The 21,545-nt window shown below is 34.9% G+C and carries 20 protein-coding genes, 1 pseudogene and 1 riboswitch; of the genes and pseudogenes, 7 read left to right on the top strand and 14 right to left on the bottom strand.

The genetic code is table 11. The features are described 5' to 3' along the window. Positions 1 to 613: 613 nt before the first annotated feature. Both H5J24_RS06250 and H5J24_RS06245 read right to left on the bottom strand, forming a co-directional pair. Positions 614 to 1,474: a DUF4240 domain-containing protein gene (locus H5J24_RS06250; protein ID WP_068943922.1), complete on the bottom strand. Its 861-nt coding sequence runs from the start codon at positions 1,472 to 1,474 to the stop codon at positions 614 to 616. Positions 1,475 to 1,637: 163 nt separating this feature from the next. Next, positions 1,638 to 2,501 carry a LysR family transcriptional regulator gene (locus H5J24_RS06245; protein WP_068943923.1) on the bottom strand — a complete coding sequence of 288 codons (864 nt, stop codon included), beginning with the start codon at positions 2,499 to 2,501 and terminating at the stop codon, positions 1,638 to 1,640. A gap of 93 nt (positions 2,502 to 2,594) precedes the next feature. On the opposite strand from H5J24_RS06245, the gene H5J24_RS06240 reads away from it, so the two are divergent. Both H5J24_RS06240 and H5J24_RS06235 read left to right on the top strand, forming a co-directional pair. Continuing rightward, positions 2,595 to 3,569 carry an alpha/beta fold hydrolase gene (locus tag H5J24_RS06240; protein WP_167387016.1) on the top strand — a complete coding sequence of 325 codons (975 nt, stop codon included), beginning with the start codon at positions 2,595 to 2,597 and terminating at the stop codon, positions 3,567 to 3,569. Positions 3,570 to 3,600: 31 nt separating this feature from the next. Further along, complete coding sequence (locus H5J24_RS06235) at positions 3,601 to 4,563, top strand: zinc-binding dehydrogenase (RefSeq protein WP_068943924.1); 963 nt, start codon at positions 3,601 to 3,603, stop codon at positions 4,561 to 4,563. 109 nt (positions 4,564 to 4,672) lie between these two features. Here H5J24_RS06235 and H5J24_RS26150 read toward each other — a convergent pair whose 3' ends face one another. The 11 genes and pseudogenes from H5J24_RS26150 to H5J24_RS06190 all read right to left on the bottom strand — a co-directional run bounded on the left by H5J24_RS26150 (position 4,673) and on the right by H5J24_RS06190 (position 14,475). Then, positions 4,673 to 5,155 carry a KUP/HAK/KT family potassium transporter gene (locus H5J24_RS26150; protein WP_390881136.1) on the bottom strand — a complete coding sequence of 161 codons (483 nt, stop codon included), beginning with the start codon at positions 5,153 to 5,155 and terminating at the stop codon, positions 4,673 to 4,675. A gap of 213 nt (positions 5,156 to 5,368) precedes the next feature. After that, positions 5,369 to 6,624 (bottom strand): annotated as a pseudogene (locus H5J24_RS06230) (KUP/HAK/KT family potassium transporter); the annotation flags it as partial. A 165-nt stretch (positions 6,625 to 6,789) separates the two neighbouring features. Continuing rightward, entirely contained in the window at positions 6,790 to 7,059 is a 270-nt protein-coding gene (locus H5J24_RS06225; protein ID WP_068943925.1) for a hypothetical protein, read from the bottom strand. A gap of 100 nt (positions 7,060 to 7,159) precedes the next feature. Next, the gene (locus H5J24_RS06220; RefSeq protein WP_068943926.1) at positions 7,160 to 7,654 is read right to left on the bottom strand and encodes a hypothetical protein; all 495 of its coding nucleotides are present in this window, start codon (positions 7,652 to 7,654) and stop codon (positions 7,160 to 7,162) included. Between the two features lie 528 nt (positions 7,655 to 8,182). Next, positions 8,183 to 8,296, bottom strand: a complete 114-nt coding sequence (locus H5J24_RS26145; RefSeq protein ID WP_429832310.1) for a hypothetical protein — start codon at positions 8,294 to 8,296, stop codon at positions 8,183 to 8,185. Further along, positions 8,245 to 9,108, bottom strand: a complete 864-nt coding sequence (locus H5J24_RS06215; RefSeq protein ID WP_232816135.1) for a hypothetical protein — start codon at positions 9,106 to 9,108, stop codon at positions 8,245 to 8,247. The genes H5J24_RS26145 and H5J24_RS06215 overlap by 52 nt, the downstream gene beginning before the upstream one ends. Before the next feature lie 53 nt (positions 9,109 to 9,161). Continuing rightward, positions 9,162 to 10,055, bottom strand: coding sequence for a hypothetical protein (locus H5J24_RS06210; RefSeq protein WP_082811246.1), 894 nt, complete (start codon positions 10,053 to 10,055; stop codon positions 9,162 to 9,164). Further along, entirely contained in the window at positions 10,042 to 12,297 is a 2,256-nt protein-coding gene (locus tag H5J24_RS06205; protein WP_232816134.1) for a peptidoglycan-binding domain-containing protein, read from the bottom strand. The genes H5J24_RS06210 and H5J24_RS06205 overlap by 14 nt, the downstream gene beginning before the upstream one ends. A 203-nt stretch (positions 12,298 to 12,500) precedes the next feature. Then, positions 12,501 to 12,785 carry a hypothetical protein gene (locus H5J24_RS06200; protein WP_232816133.1) on the bottom strand — a complete coding sequence of 95 codons (285 nt, stop codon included), beginning with the start codon at positions 12,783 to 12,785 and terminating at the stop codon, positions 12,501 to 12,503. Between the two features lie 23 nt (positions 12,786 to 12,808). After that, complete coding sequence (locus tag H5J24_RS06195; protein WP_068943929.1) at positions 12,809 to 13,312, bottom strand: DUF4280 domain-containing protein; 504 nt, start codon at positions 13,310 to 13,312, stop codon at positions 12,809 to 12,811. A 32-nt stretch (positions 13,313 to 13,344) separates the two neighbouring features. Beyond that, positions 13,345 to 14,475 carry a hypothetical protein gene (locus tag H5J24_RS06190; protein WP_068943930.1) on the bottom strand — a complete coding sequence of 377 codons (1,131 nt, stop codon included), beginning with the start codon at positions 14,473 to 14,475 and terminating at the stop codon, positions 13,345 to 13,347. Between the two features lie 195 nt (positions 14,476 to 14,670). On the opposite strand from H5J24_RS06190, the gene H5J24_RS25500 reads away from it, so the two are divergent. Next, positions 14,671 to 14,802, top strand: coding sequence for a hypothetical protein (locus tag H5J24_RS25500; protein WP_262495890.1), 132 nt, complete (start codon positions 14,671 to 14,673; stop codon positions 14,800 to 14,802). A 220-nt stretch (positions 14,803 to 15,022) separates the two neighbouring features. On the opposite strand, the gene H5J24_RS06185 is transcribed toward H5J24_RS25500, so the two are convergent. Further along, a complete protein-coding gene (locus H5J24_RS06185; protein ID WP_068943931.1) occupies positions 15,023 to 15,748 on the bottom strand; it encodes a DUF6796 family protein in 726 nt (241 codons plus the stop codon). Positions 15,749 to 15,952: 204 nt separating this feature from the next. Between H5J24_RS06185 and H5J24_RS06180 the strand changes: the two genes are divergently transcribed. From H5J24_RS06180 to H5J24_RS06165, 4 genes are all read left to right on the top strand, one after another. Continuing rightward, the gene (locus H5J24_RS06180) at positions 15,953 to 16,951 is read left to right on the top strand and encodes a helix-turn-helix domain-containing protein (RefSeq protein ID WP_068943932.1); all 999 of its coding nucleotides are present in this window, start codon (positions 15,953 to 15,955) and stop codon (positions 16,949 to 16,951) included. Positions 16,952 to 17,294: 343 nt separating this feature from the next. After that, positions 17,295 to 17,489: riboswitch (cobalamin riboswitch) on the top strand. 444 nt (positions 17,490 to 17,933) lie between these two features. Next, positions 17,934 to 18,845 carry a methylisocitrate lyase gene (prpB, locus tag H5J24_RS06175; protein WP_068943934.1) on the top strand — a complete coding sequence of 304 codons (912 nt, stop codon included), beginning with the start codon at positions 17,934 to 17,936 and terminating at the stop codon, positions 18,843 to 18,845. Beyond that, positions 18,832 to 19,986: a bifunctional 2-methylcitrate synthase/citrate synthase gene (prpC, locus tag H5J24_RS06170; RefSeq protein ID WP_068943935.1), complete on the top strand. Its 1,155-nt coding sequence runs from the start codon at positions 18,832 to 18,834 to the stop codon at positions 19,984 to 19,986. The genes prpB and prpC overlap by 14 nt, the downstream gene beginning before the upstream one ends. A 36-nt stretch (positions 19,987 to 20,022) precedes the next feature. Then, positions 20,023 to 21,474, top strand: coding sequence for a bifunctional 2-methylcitrate dehydratase/aconitate hydratase (locus H5J24_RS06165; RefSeq protein ID WP_068943936.1), 1,452 nt, complete (start codon positions 20,023 to 20,025; stop codon positions 21,472 to 21,474). The last annotated feature ends 71 nt before the right edge of the window (positions 21,475 to 21,545 follow it).

The raw sequence follows: 21,545 nt of genomic DNA, 5'->3' as shown, positions 1-21,545 counted from the left end.
TTCTATTTCCCTTTTTGCTGAACACAAAAGTTATGGCATAAGAATTTTGACCAATGAATAAACATTGATTTAAAAAATTTCTTTGATTAAATAATAGAGCGTCATCACTTACAACATAAAGCTCCCTAAGAGTATTATTTCCCCGGGGGTTAACGGAATATTTATTAATCCTTTATCCGGTTCCTTCATATGATTTAATAGGAAATCATTAAATCGATAATTCAGGACGATAACTTGTAATTCTAGAGAAATTTTGAGGATTTACTGTTGTTTTAAATTGTTTGAAGCAACGAATTTTGATGTATTAAAGATAAATACAAGATAGTTTTTACTCATTTTACGGTTTAATTAGTTTTCAGGTTTAGTTTTAGTTTCTCAGAAAACAACATAATCTGTTACAATAACTTAATGTTGTTGACTGCAAAAGTATATTTTTCTTATGGATAATAAAATAGGTGATAGAAAATTAATTATAATTCATAATCCCTATAAATATTATTACATTTTAGAAACAATGAAGAAAAAGCAACTCTTATATTGTGATCATAAATATCATTTCACAAAAAACGACAAACATCTAAGATATTTGCCGTTTTTAGTATTAAACATGAACTTATGTGCTTCTTAGTTCACCAATTTCTTCTACCAATTTCGGGTACAACTTCTGAAGATCAGCCCCGTTTTTCGGTTCACGGTTCATCTGACGATCCATGCTGTCATAATGATGATCCGAATACCATTCATTAACAGCATCCCTTATTTCTGATTCATCTTCATTTTCATGATTTTCAGTATAGGCTTCATCCGATACATACAACAGTCCTTCTGCCCAACAATCCCCAATATTAAAGCTATATTTCCCGCTGACAAATGCCTGTATATCTTTCTTAATATCTTCAAAAAACTCTTTTCCTTTCAGTAGTAGCCAACAACGGAAATAAATGAATCCGTCATCAGAAAGATAACCGTCAAAAATATAGTTCCCATTTTCAGTTTTGAAATCAGATTCAAGAATGATAGACAGTTCGGCAATTTCAGCGGTATAAAGTTCGCTCAGTTTTTCCTGAAGGGTCTTTTCAAAAAGGATCAATCTTTCTTTTCCGAATTTAGAAAGATAGAGGGTTAGATTTTCCAAATGTTCGTCGACATCATATTCGCTCCAGTGGGCGTTTTTATATTTATTGGATTTCTCTATAGCTTCCCAGAAATAAATATCGGCTTTTTCAGCTTCAGAAAGTTCTGCTTTCTGCGGAATTTTATCATCTTCAAGGATTTCAGTATACCCTTTTTTAAGCTTTTGTGCGATCAGTTTTTCAGATTCTTTGGTACACTCCAATTCATCTTCAAAATCTTTAATGGTTTCGCGGCCTTTGGTTCCCGTTTTTCCAAACACATTTTTTTGTGTATTTCCCTTATATTCAATATTCCAAAATTTATCTGAGATTCCATTTTGATTGATAAAATTCCTTTTCATAAAGTATATAAAATGTGATTGATAAATTAACGGAATTAAACTACGAAAAAACAAAGAAACCCAGTTCTTCTTCATCTTTATATTCAATCTGTTTATGGATATTTTCGATATTATTTCCAATCCACAAAAAAACAGTCGTTATTCTGAACGTTACAAAAGGATATTATCCTTGTGAATGCATATCTATAAAACATTGGAGAGCCTTTGATTGTGGTCCGTCTTTCCTGAAAATAAGAACGGTATTCATCGTTCCCAATTGTTTGCTTAAACCATAAGTCTTGATGGCTCTTCCGCCATAATATGCAGTCACAATTTCTTCCGGTAATATACTGATTCCCAAACCTGCTTCTACAAAGTTGATAATCCCTTCAAAAGAATTCAAAACAGTACTTTTATAGTTCATCACTCCTTTATGGCTCAGCCAGGATTCGAATCGTTCTCTAAAAATACAGCCATCATCAAATACCACAATTTTCAAAGGTGTTTTTTCAAGTAATGTCTGTAATTGGGGACCTTTGGAAGAGGTTAGAATAACAAGCTGCTCCTCTTTAATATTAATTTTTTCCAGTCCGTTGGCAATAATAGGAGCAGAAACAAATGCTGCGTCCAAGCTATAATCCAAAACTCCCGCTATCAGCGAATCCCTTGTATCTGATTTAAATTCCAACTCAATATCCGGATATTTTTCTTCAAAGGTTTTGAGGATTTCCGGAGCTTTCAAAACCATGGTTGTTTCAATACAACCAATTTTCAGACATCCTCTTACATTTTCTCCACTTCTGATATTATATTTGGCTTCTTCCACCAGGTGCTGAATCTGTTTACAATACTGCATCAGGATGATTCCTTCGGAGGTAAGTTCTACTTTTCGGGAAGTACGCGAAAATAGCTTAGCATCAAATTCCTCTTCCAGACTTTTTATTCTTGCTGTTACATTAGACTGAACTGTAAACATTAAGGACGCTGCCTTTGTAAAACTGCCGGTTTCCGCAACGGCTTCAAATATTTTTAAATCGTTTGTATTCATTTTATAATCATTAAAAGTGATTACATTGATTATAATTAATCGTTTTTAATAATCAAATATCCGTATTAATTTTGGAATCTCAAAAAGAATTCAATGGAAATAACATTCAGACAACTCATCACAGGTCTTTCAATTGGTTTATTCACCAATACCCTAATGATGGGCCAATCTACCCAAAAATCAATTTTAAATCATCGCATTATGGAAAATCAGTCAATACATTACCGTACAACTCAAGTTAACGGCTTACAACTATTTTACAGAGAAGCAGGCCCTGTCAATGCTCCCGCTATCCTTCTTTTGCATGGATATCCTACATCATCCCACATGTTCAGAAATCTAATTCCGATACTGAGTACAAAATACCATGTCATCGCTCCAGATTTACCCGGATTTGGCTATTCGGATGCTCCGGATCATCAACAGTTTAGTTATACATTTGATAATCTTACCAATACAATACAGTCATTTATCGACAAACTAGAAATAAAACGTTTTGCAGTCTATATTTTTGACTATGGAGCTCCGGTAGGGCTGCGCCTGGCGATGAATAATCCGGAAAAAATAACCGGAATTATTTCTCAAAACGGAAATGCTTATGAAGAAGGACTAAGCAAAGAATGGAATCCTATACAAAAATACTGGAAAGATCCATCAGAAGCTAACCGCCACTCCCTTAAAGATTTTGTTTCTAAAGAAGCTACTTATTTTCAATACCATCACGGAGTATCCCATAGTTCTCTCATTGCTCCTGAATCGTATACATTAGATCAGAAATTTCTGGACAGACCAGGCAATATAGAGATCCAGCTCGACCTTGTGAGAGATTACAGAACTAATGTGGCTTTATATCCCAAATTTCATGAATATTTCAGAAAACATCAGCCAAAACTTTTATTAGTCTGGGGAAACAAAGATCCCTACTTTCTGCCTGAAGGTGCTGAAGCTTATAAAAAAGACCTTCCGGATGCCCACCTCAAGTTTTATAACACCGGACATTTTGCACTGGAAACACACGTTACAGAAATCGGTACTGAGATTCTTGATTTTATGAAAACCTTACCTTAATAATAACCATTAGCTTAACGAATATCTTATTATGAAAGCAATCGTAATCAAAAATTATGGCGGGCCGGAAGTCCTCCAACTCGAAGAAGCCCCAATTCCATCTATAACAGAGCCTTCTCAGGTACTGGTAAAAGTAAAAGCAACCTCTGTCAATCCATTGGATTACCAGATAAGGCGTGGTGATTATGCCTCATTATTTGATTTACCTATGATAACAGGTCATGATATTGCCGGTGATATTATCGCAGTAGGTGATGCTGTCAAAAACTGGAAACCCGGAGATAAAGTTTACTATTCACCTCGTTTTGGCAATACCGGAAGCTATGCAGAATATCATGTCACTGAAGAATCTTCACTGTCAAGAATGCCTGCAAATATCACTTATGAGGAAGCCGCTTCCATCCCTCTCATCGGTGGAACAGTCTTGGAAATGCTGGTAGTAAGAGCACAAGTAAAAAAAGGAGAGACCATTCTTATTCTTGGCGGGGCCGGGGGTGTTGGAACACTGGCGATTCAGGTTGCAAAATCGCTTGGTGCTTTTGTCTATACTACCGGGCAAAGTATTTTACATGAAAAACTTCAGAATCTGGGAGCAGATGTTATTATTGATCATCATCACAAAAACTATATCGAGGAAATACAAACACATACTAAAGGCAAAGGAGTCGATATAATTATTGATACCGTTGGAGGCACTACCCTTTCAGACAGTCCGCTTGCTTTAGCTGATTATGGAAGAATTGTGACTTTAGTTGATATTGCACAACCCCAAAACCTAATTCATGCCTGGGAAAAGAATGCCACCTATCATTTTGTTTTTACCAGACAAAGCAGAGACGAAGTTCATTCTATCACCCAGTTAATTGAAAGCGGGCATATTAAACCGGTTATAGACAGTGTATTTCCTCTGGAAGAAATTCAGAGTGCTCATCAAAGAATAGAAGATACGAAACGAGTCAAACCCTTGTTTGGTAAAATTGTTCTGACATTGTAAAAATACAGTGCCATATATTTCTTAAAAAGCGTGATTCGGGGCAAAAATCGAAGATTTTTGCCCCGAATCACATTATATAACCATCAATAGTGATTAAATATACCCTTTTTTAAACTTTTCGTTCCAGTTTATTTTCGGCAAACGGAACCACTACCAATGGGTACTGCTCTGTTTCAATATGGCTTTTATCCAGTCCGAAATTGATATAGTCTTTTACGGAAAGATAGCGCAGGTTGTAGTAGCCCTTCATCACAAAATTCTTCCAGAATGGCATCCTGTTATCATAGGAAAGGAAGCTATCCATAATCATAAATTTAAAATCACCGATTTTGTTCTGCTGATAAGCCTGCTCCAGGGAATCTTCTACATCTACTTCATGGTTTTTAATCATATCATTCACCACTTGTTTGAAGAAGTATCCAATCCTCGGATCTTCACGAAACCCAAGATCAAACTGAATATAATAAACATCATTTCTGATAATGGTTTCCACAGAATATTTCTGAGCATAAGGTTCATCCAGAATATTGACATGTACAAACCAATAGATATCGGCACGCTTTGGAAGTCCGAAGGTAAGGATTGAATCCATCACTGTTTTTTCTATTCTCTTTTCAGAGTCTGAAGTCGTAAGATACACCAGATTGGTTGCATATTTCGGAAGTTTTTCATCGGTACTCAGCTTAACCAGCAGCGGAAGATAATCTGAAAGCTTTACAAAAGACAGAATATCTGATTTCATTTTCCTTCCTCGCCACCAGATATACATCACAGCAAATAATGAAAAACCGAGTAACAGTGTAAGCCATCCACCCTCACTTACTTTTTGAAGATTGGCTGCCAAAAAGCTTAATTCAATCGCTAAAAAGACTCCTGTGATTAAGATATTCAGTATAAACGGAACTCTTTTGATACGAAGATAGGCATTGATTAAAATGGTACTCATCAACATAGTAAGAGTCACACTCAATCCGAATGCGGCTTCCATTTTGGTACTTTCTTTAAAATAAAGCACCATTCCCACGCATCCGCACATCAAAAACCAGTTAATGGCAGGAATATAAAGCTGGCCTTTCACATTGCTTGGGAAAAGAACCATATGTTTGGGCCATATATTAAGTCGTATGGCTTCATTAATTAAGGTAAAACATCCACTTATCAACGCCTGAGAGGCAATAATGGTTGCTAATGTTGCAATACATAATGCCAGCCAGAAAATAGATTTGGGAACAATATGGTAAAAAGGACTTAAGCTTCCTACTTCCTCTCCTACATGGTTCAATAACCAGGTAGTTTGCCCTGCATAACAAAGAATAAGGGCAATTTTTATAAAAATCCAAGTGATTCTGATATTGTTTCTCCCACAATGTCCCATATCACTGTATAAAGCTTCTGCTCCGGTTGTACATAGAAAGATACTTCCCAGAAACCAAAATCCTTTAGGTTCATTTACCAGCATCTGATAAGCGTAATAAGGGTTTAACGCTCTGAAAACTTCCCAATTATCCCCTATAGCCATCACTCCTATGACAGCAATAAATCCAAACCAGATAATCATTGCCGGGCCAAAGACCTTTCCAATTTTATCAGTTCCAAATTGTTGAAAAATAAAGAGTAATATTAAAATTCCAATAATAATAGGAACCGTATTTAACCCGGGAACCACTGCCTGAACTCCCTCTACAGCAGATGAAACAGACATAGGCGGCGTAATAATTCCATCGGCCATTAAGAAAGCCCCTCCGGCCATGGCTATAAATACCAGCCATTTTCCACTAAACCTTCGTATTAGGGCATAAAGAGAAAAAATTCCACCTTCACCTTTATTGTCGGCCTGTAATGTAATAATGACATATTTGATGGTGGTCTGAAAACAAGAGTCCAGAAAATACAGCTTAAACTACCGAGGGCAATGGCTTCTGTGATAATTTTATTGTGAAAAACAGCATTAAGGGTATACAATGGTGAAGTACCTATATCACCAAATACAATTCCTATTGCAATCAGGGATCCTGCGAGGGTGATTCTCTTATGAAAATCTGAACTGTTCTGTCCGGACATAATGATTTAGTTTTTTATGCAAATTAAATCAAATTCCGAATCGAAATGATACCTAGTGTATCTTTTTAAAGCAATTCTACAAAATTAAAAACAACTAACTAATTTTCAACAACATAAACAACAACACTATTTAAAATAAAACTAATACCAGATACAAGAGGTTCTCTATACTTTAAATGTATAATTAAAAATGAAGTACAACATAAAAAGACAAATCAATGTATAAACTCCATTTACGACCATTAATACAGCCCCTAGTTTCGTTTTTCTTGACATTATGGCTAACATCAAGGCTAAAATTACAACCAGAAAAATCAATAATAATACAGCATTCTCCCAATCATGGGTAAACAATACCTCATCATATTTCATTAAGATCACAGATAAAAGAATATGAGCAATGGTAGCCAACAGGCTTAATTTTGATGTAGACATATGTATATTTTGTAAGCAAAGAAAGTGACAGTTCCGTTTTTCATGGTCAGAATATCAAATATAATACATTCTGTTTCAACAGACATATTTCTAGGGAGTATTACTTATATAATTCATTATACTTGTCTACAATATCACGGATGCTTTTCCATGCAGGGTCGTCATAAGCATTCATTTTGGAAATATCACCAGCAGTTGTTGTGACGATAATACGGGTATCAATACCGTCTACAGGCTGTACGCTGTGTCCTTCCTTTGCGGCTCCAAACATCTTCTGATCAATGGCATCAATCAGATTTTTCCAGTCTTCAGGTTTTATTTTTCTGCTGTATGAAAGGTTATTGGCTTCATTAGCTGCCATTTTCCGATTGTAATGAATAGAATCTTTATCTATCAAAGTAGTGGAAGAAAATCCAAGCTGCCCACCGGCAGAGGTCATTTTCACAGATTGCACCTGCTCAGTATGTACCGCTGTATTTTGCTCTGTATTTCTCTTGTTTTCTTTACAGCTTATAAGAGTGAATACGGATAGGATCATCAACATACTTAATACATAACACCCCATTCTTATATCTGATTTTCTAATATCTTTCATATGATACTGATTTAATTCTCCTAAAGACCAATATACCCGATCATGAGATTATTTTTTAAAAGTATCATTAAAAATACAGACGACAGGGGGTAATGTCGCTAATTTCACTAAAGAAAACACCTCAATCATTAAAAATCTTCAGGATTATATATCCATATTAAAGGAAGAAAATCAGAGGTTGAAGGAAAGATTGAATAAATATGAAAAATAAAAACTCCGTCTCTTTTTTTGGGACGGAGTTTTTTTAGATATGCATTATCGGTCAAAACCTAAGGCATTTTAATAATCATACTCATCTGAAAAGCAATAGTTTATGATATAGATTAACGCTCCCACAAATAGTGGGCCAGTCGATATATTCTTTAAAAATGTGAGAATTGAACACCAATTCGATTTTGCTTTATTGATGCCAAACATGTCATCGCCCACAATAACTTTATTTTCACAGTTAGAACTTTCTAACAGAAAATAAGAGACTACTAAAGTTATTACAGATACTAGGAATATCCAATAAATAAATAAATTAATTTATTTACTTCTTTCATATACTCTATTTGGAATTTTTTTTAGGTCTTTACCCTGGCTTTTCATTAATAAAATGTATTGTTGATAGGATTTTTTAGCCTCATTTTTATTACCCAATTCCCATTGTAAATCAGCCAAATTAAACCATGCCACAATCCTATTAGGGTCTTTTTTAAAATTTCTTTGATTAATAATATTGATTCATTATATGCACCTTTTTCATACAAGTAATAAGCAATATTATTATATTGCAGTATATTACTATTATTTATTGGGAATTTAAGTAATAACTCTTGATACCTTTCAATGCCCGTATAGTTAACTGAATTCTTTATATTTTCTTCAAATTGTCTTAAAGTATCCTCAAACTTATACCTTGATTTACATACCTTATCTCTTACGGTTTCATCAGGCATTGGATGTAATTTTTCTCTTATTTTTTTATCATCTAAAGCGATATTTTGTTGTACATCACAATAGTATTCTTTATTTACATCTGAACGCCAATCTGAAGTTATATAAACGGACCTAGTTAATTTCCATTTGTTGCCTTCATAGGCAACATAATTTATTCGTTGAGCCCCACCTGAACCATCAAAATATGTAGTAATATAAAAAACTTCGTTTGTTGAATTATTAGTAAGAGGCTTTATATCATCAATCACAAACCCGCCATCTTCCGAAAAATTATAGGTTTTTAAAGCAAATTGATATTTTGACTTTTCATTCCCTAAAAAAAATATTAAATCATCACCCATATTTTTTTTACTAGAAACAACTTTATCTTTGAAACCATCCTTATTGATATCAATATCTCTAGTAAAATAATCGTCATTTTTCTCAAAGTAAGAGAAGTCGTTTTTTTTATTTTGCCCCTTACATGAATTTAGACTCAATATTAACAATGAAACACTTATTATTTTTATCATTAAATCTGTTTAAATTTTATACAATAAATTAGTTTATTTACTACATGTAAAATTTATTTCTCGGCTATCTCTCCATTGCTTGAAATTATATAATTTTTTATAATAACAGATGTATTAGTTTTAGTTTTAACTTGCAAATTATACTTACTATCTAATGAAAAAGTTGTAACCTCTTTACTAGAATCATCTTCGGGTTCTTGCCATTCACCCTCAACATATAGATTTCCAATTACAGAATTGTTTTTGATCGTTACTAAATAAAACCTATATGAAAAGTCTCCACAATCTTGTGGCATTAATATAATATTTATATCATTTTTAGTTGGAAGTGGGATATATCTTATGTTTTCTTTTTCGCATGCCAACTTTTGTAGACCTTTAATATCATTACATTTTAAATAATTATATTTTACCGATTTATAATTAATTGATGTGCTGTACGGTAATTTTACGGAAGTTTCTTTAAAACAATTTTCATGAGGAATGATGGGAATTTTTTTTTTAACTAATTCTTTAGCAAAATCTGTAAAAGATTTTTGATTATCATCAGATTGGGTTTCTAAAAAACTTTCTTTTTCATCACCTACTTTAACTATTTTTTTGAGTCTATATGCATCGTCGTAGGAAAAAATATAGGTTTCATCATAAGTGTCAGACTCAGCCTCATCAATATACATATCTACTGTAAATGTGACTTTTATATTTAATCCGGTCTGTGTGATTTTTGTTGCATTATAAGTCATTGCACAGCCCGATCCACAACTTAAAACAAGGGATAATTTTAAGTTGTTTTGTTCTGGAATATTAATTGTGTCGCTATTACGATAGACATTTTCTTTTTCAATTTTATCATTAATATTTTGTGACTCTGATATTATATTCTTTTTACATCCAACCATAAAAAGCGGGATGATTAAAACTAAATTAAATATTCTATTTGTTTGCATTTTTTGAATTTATTAAAGCTTTTTTTATTTGTTCTGGCATTATATGTGCTTGATTTAAACCATCTCCTTGGTAATAAGAATCTGTACCATCTGAATATCTTATTTCTCTTGAAATAACATTACCTTTCTTATCTTTGGTTACTTTATCTTTAATTCTTTTTCCTTTTTCCACTGCTATACTGGCCCATTCTTGTGCAGCTGAGTACATGGCATCTTCTAAGCTGCCATTACCTTCAAGATATGATATAATTTTGGGCCTTTTAACTTTAATAAGATATTCATCAAAAATTTCATCTTGCTTATCTTTGTCCATTTTATCACTTAAATTAAGATTTAAACTTGAAATTGCACCATTAAAAGTAATTGGAATAAGTTGATATCTACCCACCGCAAAAAGGTCTCTATTTTTTTGCTTCTCCTGGATCTCTCCTACAGTTAAGTCTGCAAGATTTAAATTATTTACTACTTTAAGACCTCCTTTTGTTTTATTACATTTATTATAATTATCTGATGATTCTCTCAAGGCAATCAAATTCCCAAACTCACTATGAGCCCATTTATATTTATGGCTTTTTTTGGTTGGCTCTTTCTCTTTTGTATTAGCAGCCGTTCCTCCTCCCATACACATGCAAGTATTTGAATAATTTAATTCTAGGGCCAGCGCTACTATACTTTTACCATTTAGCCCTTGAAGAGTCTTTACAAAGAACTTATCTTCTAAAAAAGATTGATCAAATTCTCTTACATCATAATGAACCCAAGTTTTTGCTCCTTTTTCTGTTGACTCTAAATTGAAAATATTTTTTTCTTTCCAATCCCATTTTGCGCCAAGATATTTGTGGAAAATATCCTCTCTTATGGTTTCCATATCAGATGTTTTCTTAGTCCTTCCATTTTTATCATTAAAATGCAAATCTAAGGCTTTTCCCATGTGATTTGTTGTTGGTTTTTTTAAATATTCCTCATGGAATCTACATCTATATCCAGAATTTACTTTATTAAAACTAAACCTTCCATCTTTTTTCAAATAGAACTTAACGGCCCTTATAGAAGAAAGTAATGATCTATGAATACCAGGATATTCGTACCTATGATAAGCCTCTATTTTGTCTTTTAAGTATTTCCCCTTATTACTACCATCTCCAAACCCTGTACATTTTTTACACTTACATTTTATTTCTGTAAAATCAATTGTGAATTTACTTTGAAATTCATCAATAGCCTTTAGAACATTTCCACAAACTTTTCCTGTTTCAGGGACTTTCATATAGTCTCTCTGGAACTGTTTAATCATTCTTTCGGTTCTGTCTGTAAATTTATCCGTTGGTACATTTCCACCAAAACCTGCCAAACGAATATTAATTTCTCTAATAAGTTCGCTTGGAGGGGAATTTTTATCAATACAATATTTACCTCCACAATTTTTATTTTGTGATTTTGGTTCCTTAATAATCGCAGGAGAATCATTCGGATCTACTTTTACAGGTTCAGCGCTTGGACTTATGGGAATAACTTGAGAAGTCACAGAAGTGTTGAGATGTTCAACCTCTATAAAATACTCCCGTTCGTTTCCCTCTCCAAAATCATTACTTTTGTTATACATTTCTTTTGTAAGAGTAACATTATTAATAAAATTAGAGGTATCGTGAGCTAATGTTACAGATACTTCATATACAAGATCATTACTGTATCTTGATAAGTCTTCTTCCCAAATTCTTATTTTTACATTTTTACCTCTCATACCCTGAGAAGTTATTTTAATGGATACTATATCTCCGGTCTTGGCTTTCTTAAGCGTTTTTCCTGTACCATCTGTAAATTCGGCGTTTAATATTTTTCCTTCAGGATCTGCCTGCTTCTTTGCGGCAGGAGTTTGAGGATATTTTGCTGTTTCCTCTTGGGGTTTTGGCTTATTGGGTTTTGGTTTATTATGCTCAGGAGCAACCGGAGGCTTCCTGTGTGGTGGAGTATTGTCCACCGGTTCAGCTTTCTTAGACGGTGGTGGAATATGAGCTGGGTTGGCAACATTTACATTAGGGCTTGCCTTTAAAATATGCTTGGAAACTACTTCCGCGGTTACATAATATTCATGGGTTTTGCCTTCGCTTTTGTCTCCTCTTGCTACTCCGGCATTGGCAATTTGAACGGCCATAGTATAAGCAGGAAGTCTAAAATAAACCCTGGCAACTCCCTCATGATTTACTTCCCCAATCAGTGGTACCTGGTTGATCTTATTCATCATATTTACAATAGGATCATGTCCTTTTCCTATGGCATCATCTTCCCAAAGAGTAAAGGCCACTTTATATCCAAACATTCCTACACAATGGGCTTTAGCTATTACGGTATCAGTATAATGTAATAGTTTTCCTTTTGGTAGTCGTTCAGAATTAATGTCTTGTAGTTCAACACTTACAATTTTCGGATCTTCAGCTTCCTGTGGTTTTATATAGAGTTCTCCTTTATCTTCCCCCTTACCACTTCAATTCTTAAAGCCTTATATTTAAGGCTTTTGGCAGTAAATTTATAGGTTACATTTTCTCCTTCCTTTATATTTCCATTGGCGATCCGCCATCCGTTCCTGTCTTGTACATAGATGTTCCATTGTACTTTAGGAGGTGGGAAAGAAAAAGAATTGGATGTCATTACATTATCAAATACCGAAAGTGAATAAGCCTCCGTATTTCCAACAATAGGTTTTGTATTCCCTCTAATAGTTAATTTTGCCATAGTCGTTAGTATTGATAGACATTTTATTCATAAATCTGATCAGGTCCTTCCAGTTCTCTTTGGGACTCCTCAAAATTCATAAATGGGTTAATGATGTTATAGGTCTTGGGGTCAGCCGTTGTTATACTTTGCTTATTCATAGTTGATGTTTGCCCATGTTCTTTTACAGTGATTTTGCCTCCAACGCTGCACATCAACTCAGAAATTTCAGAAAGGCAGCTTTTATTCATCACCTTTGTTTTTTCATAAGTTTTTTGCCATTTTCCGGCCGGAGCAAATGTACAGGGTAAATAGCCTCCTGATGTGGGTTTCAATTTACATTGTCCAAAACTTGGTCCGGGAGGATTAAACTGTAAATCGTCTTCCGTTACAGCAAGATAATCTTCCGTTGCACTTTTATTATTCCAATAATGCTTTTGATGGGATGTTACTTTAAATTGCGGGAACTGATCGCCTTGATTGCATTGAGCCTTGCCTTTCTGAATGACAAAGTGCTTGTCGCTGTGTGCTGATGAATTTTCTGACATATCATTGTGATTGATGGTTCTAAAAATAATAATTATCCTAATAACTTTTCTAATTCAAAAGTCATTGTCTTTTCATAATCAGCAATCTGGATATCAAATCTTGCTTTTATTTTTTGAATAGAAAAGTTCATAAAATCCAATGTATATGTAGCTGAATGATTAGCCTTTACTGATTTTGAATGTGGAATTATTTGCTCGTCATACTCCAAGTCTGTATAATACAATTCCGGAACCGTTCGATAATCTACGGATCTCCCTGTTTGTATTATCTCTACTAAATTGGAACTGCTTTGTGGTAAAATTTGGTGAACCATTTCCAGCCTGATAGGAGAGGCCGGAGCTAACCACGAAAATTCATCACGATATGATGCTGTAGTATCCTTTGAATGATAATTTGCTTTATAGAATTGATTGAAGATGAATTGTAAAGGTAATGTTTCTTTGAGACTATTATAGATAATCTGTGGAGTCATCATTTTGCTTTTCATCTGGTCAATATGAGAAGTGGCATAAGAGCCGGCGTAATATTGCTTTAATGTTTCAAGTTCAGTAGTAATATCCTTAACCTCTTTAATAGGATTTGCTTTAACAAAATTTCCAGATTTATCTATAATCAATGTTATCGGATAAACTATTTTTACAAAATCGGATGCCAGATTATTTATTTTCTCTTCAGGCTCCTCTTCATTTTTTTTGAAATTGTTCATTGTAAATTCTACATAATGTCCTTTTTCATCCTCCTTTATATATTTAAAGTGTAGTGTGTACGAATATTCACTTTGTTGAGTTCCATCATAGCTTTCAGTCTGTCTCACCTCATAATTCCCGTCAATTAATTCTATATTGAAGGAGATTTTCCCCATTGGAAGTAGGTAACATAAGCTTTCTCCGGATTTTCGTATTTGCTCATTTATTTTTCGTATTTCGTCTGAGTTGGGTACATTTAGTTTCTGCAAAAATCTTAAAGTTCCTTCTTCAGGAATAAGGTCTAAGTAGCTACATCTTGAGTTGTGGTATTCACGAAGATATTTAGGATTTTCAAGAGTTAATTCCCATGAAATACTTTCCAGTGTTTCTCCTTGTTTTACAAAATAGATGTCCTGTTTCAAGGAAGAGGTAATTCCCATGGGAGAACCACCCGAATTTGGGATATTTTTTTTCATAATATAGGATGTGTTTTTTGATGATAATTCCTGAAAGTTAGAAATATTATTTTATTTTAATTCAATTCTTTTCATAAATTTTAAAAAGTGTAGTACTTCTACGACTATTCATTTAAAAAGATTTTAAAATTAAAAAAAACAGATTCATACATCCCTTAATAATGAATTGTATTTTTTTTCATATTTGTAAAAAAAATGATGCAAAAAGACAAATTATGTACAATAAGAAAGCAAAAAGATTATACACAACAACAGATCGCCGATGCTATTGCAACTGAAGAGATTGAAGACAATGGATGGGAAATTTTGAATTATAGAGTTTATTAAGAGAGTGGGGTAAAATTGAAGGAGAAAATATGAGAGAAGACTTTAGTAATTTATTTGATGCAAATGAATATATAAAATTAAATAATATCAAAATCATCAAATAGAAATGAAAGCAGCAGTTTATTTCAATTATGCAAAAACGACAAGTAAATAAACGGGTATAAAAAAATTGAGCACTAAAAAAGTGCTCAATTCGTGGTGTAGTATATATAGATTGTTATTAGTTCTGCTGTTCTCTGTTAAGTTTCTTTCTGAAAAGTAACAGTAGTGAGCTGAAGAATGTCAGATAAGCAATATTGAATATCGCTCCCCCAACCCATCCTGAATATGGCAATGGTAAAAGACCTTTAATCGGAATGATAAACAGAGTCAGGACAAATGGAGTCAATAAAGCCATCCATCTTGGCAACAATGTTTTATTTAAAAGAATACACACTGCAAATGAAATCCATCCAATGGCTAATACTCCAATAGCCGCTCCCCAGGCTATGTTAAGCATTTTCATAAAACCCCGGCCTGTTTCCAAAAGATATGGATGAGCCACCGGATCTGTATGATAGATTGCTTTATAGATTTCGCCTACATAGAAGAAACCTGCATGGCCTAAAGGAGACAACACCGCCCCAACCAATAAGATCCAGTAAACAGCTACCGAATACCATTTTCCGGTATCTTTAAAAAACTGGAAAACCAGCCATGTTGCCGGAAGCAGCAAAGGTCCTGTGAGTGCTCCGATTAAAGCTCCAAACATTAATCCTGGTGTTGAGCCTTCCAGCATCAAAGTAGCAAATTCAACATTCACCTGATCGGCATAGGTCTTTGAGAATAATGGATAATCAGCAGGATTCGGGTCAAAGCCGGCTACGAAAACATCACCGATAATCCAACATATAGATACCATAATAGCTGCTGCAAAACACCAATTTACTTTACTTGAATATTTCATAATTTAAAATCATTTTTTACTTTCACTTTCTTCATTATCTCTATTTTTCATGCTTTTGCGTATGGTAAAATAAATATTATTAAGAATCATTCTAAATAATTATTTATATTTGTGCAAAGCTAATCGGTAATACAGCTCATACAGGTATGTAGAAGGGAGTAAAAAGTCCGTAAAAAGGAGATTTCTAATTAAAATAAAAGCATAATGACAGTAAGAATCTATGATGATAAAATTGGAGGTACCCTCATTGAAAGAAAGTATCCTGATGTTTTTTTTCTGAATGACGGGGAAATCACAGAGTGTATTACGTCTCTGAAACCTCCTTATGGAAATGGTTTTTATCATGAGATCTGCTTTGAGAATGTTCACATTGGCTTTGGAAATGTCTCCCTTGAAAATAAAGTATTACTCTATTTTGAAGCTGACTTTGAGAGCGTTGAAATGCATTTTTCATTAAAAGGAAAAAGCGCTGCCCTTTCAGAAAATTTCAACAATAAAGTGTGTTTTGAAAGCTATCAGCACAATATCATTTATGCCCATCAGATGTCTGGCCAGATGGAATTCGACGGACATGAAATGCAGATCCTGGAAGTCAATTTAGCGCCCGCTTTTTTTAAAAAATTTCTTCCTGAAGACTCTGACCTGTTCAATACTTTCAGAAATGCTATTGAAAAACAACACTCATGTCTTATCAATCCGGACCATTGCAGGATCAACCTGGAAATGTATCAGGTACTAAACGACATCATCCATTGCGACAGAAAAGGGATTTTTAAAAGGATTTATCTTGAAGCTAAGGTTGCTGAACTCCTTCTGTTACAACTGGAACAGCTTTTTAAAAACGAATCTTCCCCCTCATCTCTTCCTAAAAAAGATGAAGATAAAATATATGCTGTGAGAGATTTTATTGTCAATAATCTCAGCACAACCTGTTCATTAATTGATCTTGCCCATCAGGTAGGTACGAATGAATTTACATTGAAAAAGGGCTTTAAAGAACTATTTGGAACTACTGTTTTCAATTTCTGGAACGACATGAAAATGGAAGAAGCGAAAAAAATGTTGCTTGAAGGACACTTGAACATCAATGAAATTTCCGATATTATCGGATATAAAAACCCAAGGCATTTTTCTTCAGCATTTAAGAGAAAGTACAATTTAATTCCAAGTAAACTTAAGAACACTAATGGAATAAGCAGCTAAATTCATTGATAATTCCAACTCATATTTGCTGATTCTCACCTCATCAAAATTTAAAATTTTCACTCTGGATTATATAGGCTTAATTGCTCTATTTTTAAATAACGAAAATTACTATAAAAGCACACCCTTTATTTTATTTCATTTAACATTGAGGCACATTTGTTAATGATTTGGTAATAATAAAACACTGTAAAAAGACTGATTTTTATCATATCGCCAAAAAACAAACCCCTACAAACAAAACATTATCAACTCATTACTGAAAATTAATTATTGTTTGCATAAAATATTTTGCCGTTCTCATAAAATGTCTATATTTACCACCAAGGAGTTCTTAACACCTTCTTTATCAACCGAAATTGGTAACACTTAGCTGTGTATTAAAAGGGAATCGTGTGCAAATCACGAACTGTCGCGCAACTGTAAGTAACAATAAAAAGGTTTTTATCAAATTCATATCCACTGTATGCTGCGGTATATGGGAAGGATGATAAAAACTGTTACAAGTCAGGAGACCTGCCTATTTCGAATTGACGATGCTTTCGCGATTTGAAGCTTATAGTCAGGTATGATACGGTATGGATAATGATATGATAACATAGTTTATCAACTTGTATTATTTTTTGAGATAGAGAGTAGCAGAACAGCAGGTTCTTCTATGAATCTACAGCTCACCCGTGTCCCCTTTCCATAATTTTTCTTTCTCACAAAAGACATCGTGAAGTTTACAAGAGCTTTTTATAGGGTTTAATCTATGTAAAAAGTTTAAAAATGTACCAAGCCAATCACAATTATGTATCCATGAGCAACAGATTTATGACAGTAGAAGTCTCATTCTGTGAAATTTCGAAAAGTTCTCTGTCTTCATGCTCATCAACAACTTATCTGATTTCTTCTGATCATTTTCTTTTTATCACCCAACAGCAGCTTAGCAACCCTTCTTTCTTATCACACAAATTTCAACTAAACCATAAATATTACAATGACTAAAAATGAAAACTGGAAGTCTACTGGTGCACAATTCCGGGAGGCCATGCAAAAAGAAAGTCCTCTTCAGATTGTAGGAGCCATCAATGCCAATCATGCATTACTGGCCAAACAAGCTGGCTTCAATGCCATTTATCTTTCAGGAGGCGGGGTTGCTGCCGGGTCTTTAGGAGTTCCGGATTTAGGAATCACTACACTGGAGGATGTGCTGATTGATATTCAAAGAATCACCAACGTTTGTGATCTACCTTTATTGGTAGATGTGGACACAGGATTTGGTCCGTCAGCATTCAACATCGCAAGAACAGTAAAATCATTGATCAAAGCAGGCGCAGCAGCTCTGCATATTGAGGATCAGGTAGGTGCAAAACGTTGCGGACACCGCCCGGGAAAAGAAATCGTAAGCAAAGGGGAAATGGTAGACCGATTAAAGGCTGCAGCTGATGCTCGTACAGACGAAAGCTTTGTAATCGGAGCCCGTACAGACGCTTTTGCGAATGAAGGGCTGGAAAAAACATTGGAAAGAGCCATTGCCTATAAGGAAGCTGGTGCTGATTTCATCTTCGCAGAAGCAGTTCCTGACCTAAGCTTTTATCAAAAATTTGTAGATGCTACAGGAATTCCTGTGCTAGCCAATATCACCGAGTTTGGAATGATTGATTTGTATACTGTTGATGAGCTAAAAGCCGCAGGTGTAGGATTGATCCTCTATCCTCTTTCAGCATTCCGTGCTGCGAATAAAGCAGCTTTGAATGTCTATGAACATATTCGTAAAGATGGAACTCAGGCCCATGTATTAGACACCATGCAGACCAGAGAAGAACTCTACCAAAGCATTGGATATCATGATTATGAACAAAAATTAGATAACCTTTTTAAACAAAATATTAGTAATGTCAACGAATAGCGAACCAACATTCAAGCCTAAGAAGAGCGTAGCCCTTTCAGGAGTAGCAGCAGGGAATACAGCCCTTTGCAGTGTAGGAAAAAGTGGAAATGATCTCCACTACAGAGGATATGACATCCTGGATCTGGCTGAAAAAGCAGAATTTGAAGAAGTAGCTTATCTTTTAATCTACGGTCAGCTGCCTACCGGAGCTCAGTTGAAAAATTATAAAGCCAAATTAAAATCTCTTCGAGGACTTCCGCATTCTGTAAGAAATATTTTAAAAAGTATTCCGGCAGCAGCGCATCCGATGGACGTGATGAGGTCTATGGTATCTGCTATTGGCAGTATTCAGCCTGAAAAAGATGATCACAATGTAGCCGGAGCAAGAGATATTGCAGATAAATTATTAGCTTCATTCAGTTCCGGACTTTTATACTGGTACCACTATACCCACAATGGTAAAGAAATCAATGTAGAAACAGACGACGATACTATTGGCGGACATTTCCTTAATCTGTTACATGGTAAAAAAGCTCCCGATTCCTGGGTAAAAGCTATGGAAATATCGCTTAACCTGTATGCTGAACATGAATTTAATGCCTCTACATTCACGGCTCGTGTTATTGCCGGAACTTCTTCAGATTTTTATTCATGTATTACAGGAGCCATTGGAGCTTTAAGAGGGCCAAAACACGGTGGTGCCAATGAAGTGGCATTCGAAATCCAGAGCCGTTACAATTCACCTGATGAAGCTGAAGCAGATATCCGTCAGCGTATTGCCAATAAGGAAGTGATTATCGGATTCGGACATCCGGTTTACACGATTTCGGATCCTAGAAACGTAGTGATTAAAAAAGTAGCTAAGCAACTTTCTGAGGAAGCCGGAGATATGCTGTTGTATAATATTGCTGAAAGACTGGAAACCATTATGTGGGAAGAAAAGAAAATGTTCCCGAATCTGGATTGGTTTTCCGCAGTATCTTATCATCTAATGGGAGTACCTACTCTTATGTTTACTCCATTATTCGTTATTTCCAGAGTCACAGGATGGAGCGCTCACATTATTGAACAGAGACAGGATGGAAAAATCATCCGCCCAAGTGCCAATTATACAGGCCCTGAAAATAAGGAATACGTTTCTCTACAAGACAGAAAATAAACAAATTATCATTAATAATAAAACTATAAAACAAAGATGTCATCACACATTTCAAATGAAAGACCCCAACCGGATAAAGTATTAACAGATATTGCAGATTATGTATTGAACTATGAGATCAAAAATGATCTGGCTTGGAAAACAGCCCATTATTGTCTTCTCGACACCATCGGATGTGGATTGGAAGCTTTAACTTACCCAGCGTGTACAAAACTTTTAGGTCCTGTCGTAAAGGGAACAGTGGTTCCTAACGGAGCAAAAGTTCCGGGTACACAGTTCCAGCTGGATCCTATTCAGGCTGCATTCAATATTGGAACTATTATCCGTTGGCTGGATTTCAATGATACCTGGCTGGCGGCTGAATGGGGACATCCATCAGATAATCTTGGCGGAATTTTAGCCACAGCAGACTGGTTATCAAGAACCAATATTGCAGAAGGAAAATCGCCTTTAAAAATGAAGCAGGTATTGGAAGCCATGATTATGGCCCATGAGATTCAAGGGGTAATGGCATTGGAAAACTCTTTTAATAAGGTAGGTTTAGATCACGTATTATTGGTAAAACTGGCTTCTACCGCTGTTGTAGGAAAGCTGATTGGTTTAACGCGTGAAGAGATCATCAATGCAGTATCACTAGCTTTTGTAGACGGACAATCTTTAAGAACCTACCGTCACGCTCCCAATACAGGTTCCCGTAAATCCTGGGCTGCCGGAGATGCAACATCCAGAGCAGTACGTTTAGCATTGATCGCTAAAACAGGAGAAATGGGTTACCCATCTGTATTAACAGCAAAAACATGGGGATTCTATGATGTCTCTTTCAAAGGAAATGAATTCAAATTCCAGAGAGATTATGGTTCTTATGTCATGGAAAATGTATTATTCAAAATCTCATTCCCGGCAGAGTTCCACTCTCAAACCGCTGTAGAAGCAGCAATGACACTGCATGCTACCTTGAAAAAGATTGGAAAAACAACAGACGATATCAAAAAAATGACCATCCGCACCCACGAAGCTGCCATTCGTATCATTGATAAAAAAGGACCTTTGAACAATCCGGCAGACCGTGATCACTGTATCCAATATATGGTAGCTGTACCATTGATTTACGGAAGATTAACGGCTTCAGACTATGAAGATAATATTGCTTCAGACCCAAGAATTGATATTCTCCGTGATAAAATTGAATGTATTGAAGATGTTCAGTTTACAACAGATTATCACGATCCGGAAAAGCGTTCCATTGCCAATGCGATGACCATAGAACTGAATGACGGAACTATTCTTGACGAAATTGTAGTAGAATATCCTATCGGGCATAAACGCAGAAGAGAGGAGGGAATTCCTGAGCTTATCAAGAAATACAAAGTCAACTTAGCCCGTATTTTCCCTGAAAAACAACAAAAAACAATACTGGAAAACTCATTGGAATACGAAACATTGATCAATCTTAATGTCAATGAATTCGTTGATCTACTGGTAATATAACCCAATTAAAAGTTGAAAGTAAGCAACACCACTTACTTTCAACTTTCCTTCTCAACTTTTCAACTTATAAA

It is taken from the genome of Chryseobacterium capnotolerans (assembly GCF_021278965.1).
Classification (GTDB): domain Bacteria; phylum Bacteroidota; class Bacteroidia; order Flavobacteriales; family Weeksellaceae; genus Chryseobacterium; species Chryseobacterium capnotolerans.
This window is presented reverse-complemented; position numbering and strand designations above follow the sequence as displayed.

Coding starts and splice junctions, on each gene's coding strand:
- prpC (WP_068943935.1), top strand. CDS start 18,832: ATGTCAACGAATAGCGAACCAACATTCAAGCCTAAGAAGAGCGTAGCC.
- H5J24_RS06225 (WP_068943925.1), bottom strand. CDS start 7,059: ATGTCTACATCAAAATTAAGCCTGTTGGCTACCATTGCTCATATTCTT.
- H5J24_RS06250 (WP_068943922.1), bottom strand. CDS start 1,474: ATGAAAAGGAATTTTATCAATCAAAATGGAATCTCAGATAAATTTTGG.
- H5J24_RS06190 (WP_068943930.1), bottom strand. CDS start 14,475: ATGAAAAAAAATATCCCAAATTCGGGTGGTTCTCCCATGGGAATTACC.
- H5J24_RS06210 (WP_082811246.1), bottom strand. CDS start 10,055: ATGCAAACAAATAGAATATTTAATTTAGTTTTAATCATCCCGCTTTTT.
- H5J24_RS06165 (WP_068943936.1), top strand. CDS start 20,023: ATGTCATCACACATTTCAAATGAAAGACCCCAACCGGATAAAGTATTA.
- H5J24_RS06240 (WP_167387016.1), top strand. CDS start 2,595: ATGGAAATAACATTCAGACAACTCATCACAGGTCTTTCAATTGGTTTA.
- H5J24_RS06220 (WP_068943926.1), bottom strand. CDS start 7,654: ATGAAAGATATTAGAAAATCAGATATAAGAATGGGGTGTTATGTATTA.
- H5J24_RS26150 (WP_390881136.1), bottom strand. CDS start 5,155: ATGGATTCAATCCTTACCTTCGGACTTCCAAAGCGTGCCGATATCTAT.
- H5J24_RS06245 (WP_068943923.1), bottom strand. CDS start 2,501: ATGAATACAAACGATTTAAAAATATTTGAAGCCGTTGCGGAAACCGGC.
- H5J24_RS06195 (WP_068943929.1), bottom strand. CDS start 13,312: ATGTCAGAAAATTCATCAGCACACAGCGACAAGCACTTTGTCATTCAG.
- H5J24_RS06180 (WP_068943932.1), top strand. CDS start 15,953: ATGACAGTAAGAATCTATGATGATAAAATTGGAGGTACCCTCATTGAA.
- H5J24_RS06185 (WP_068943931.1), bottom strand. CDS start 15,748: ATGAAATATTCAAGTAAAGTAAATTGGTGTTTTGCAGCAGCTATTATG.
- prpB (WP_068943934.1), top strand. CDS start 17,934: ATGACTAAAAATGAAAACTGGAAGTCTACTGGTGCACAATTCCGGGAG.
- H5J24_RS06215 (WP_232816135.1), bottom strand. CDS start 9,108: ATGATAAAAATAATAAGTGTTTCATTGTTAATATTGAGTCTAAATTCA.
- H5J24_RS06235 (WP_068943924.1), top strand. CDS start 3,601: ATGAAAGCAATCGTAATCAAAAATTATGGCGGGCCGGAAGTCCTCCAA.
- H5J24_RS06200 (WP_232816133.1), bottom strand. CDS start 12,785: ATGGCAAAATTAACTATTAGAGGGAATACAAAACCTATTGTTGGAAAT.
- H5J24_RS25500 (WP_262495890.1), top strand. CDS start 14,671: ATGATGCAAAAAGACAAATTATGTACAATAAGAAAGCAAAAAGATTAT.
- H5J24_RS06205 (WP_232816134.1), bottom strand. CDS start 12,297: ATGATGAATAAGATCAACCAGGTACCACTGATTGGGGAAGTAAATCAT.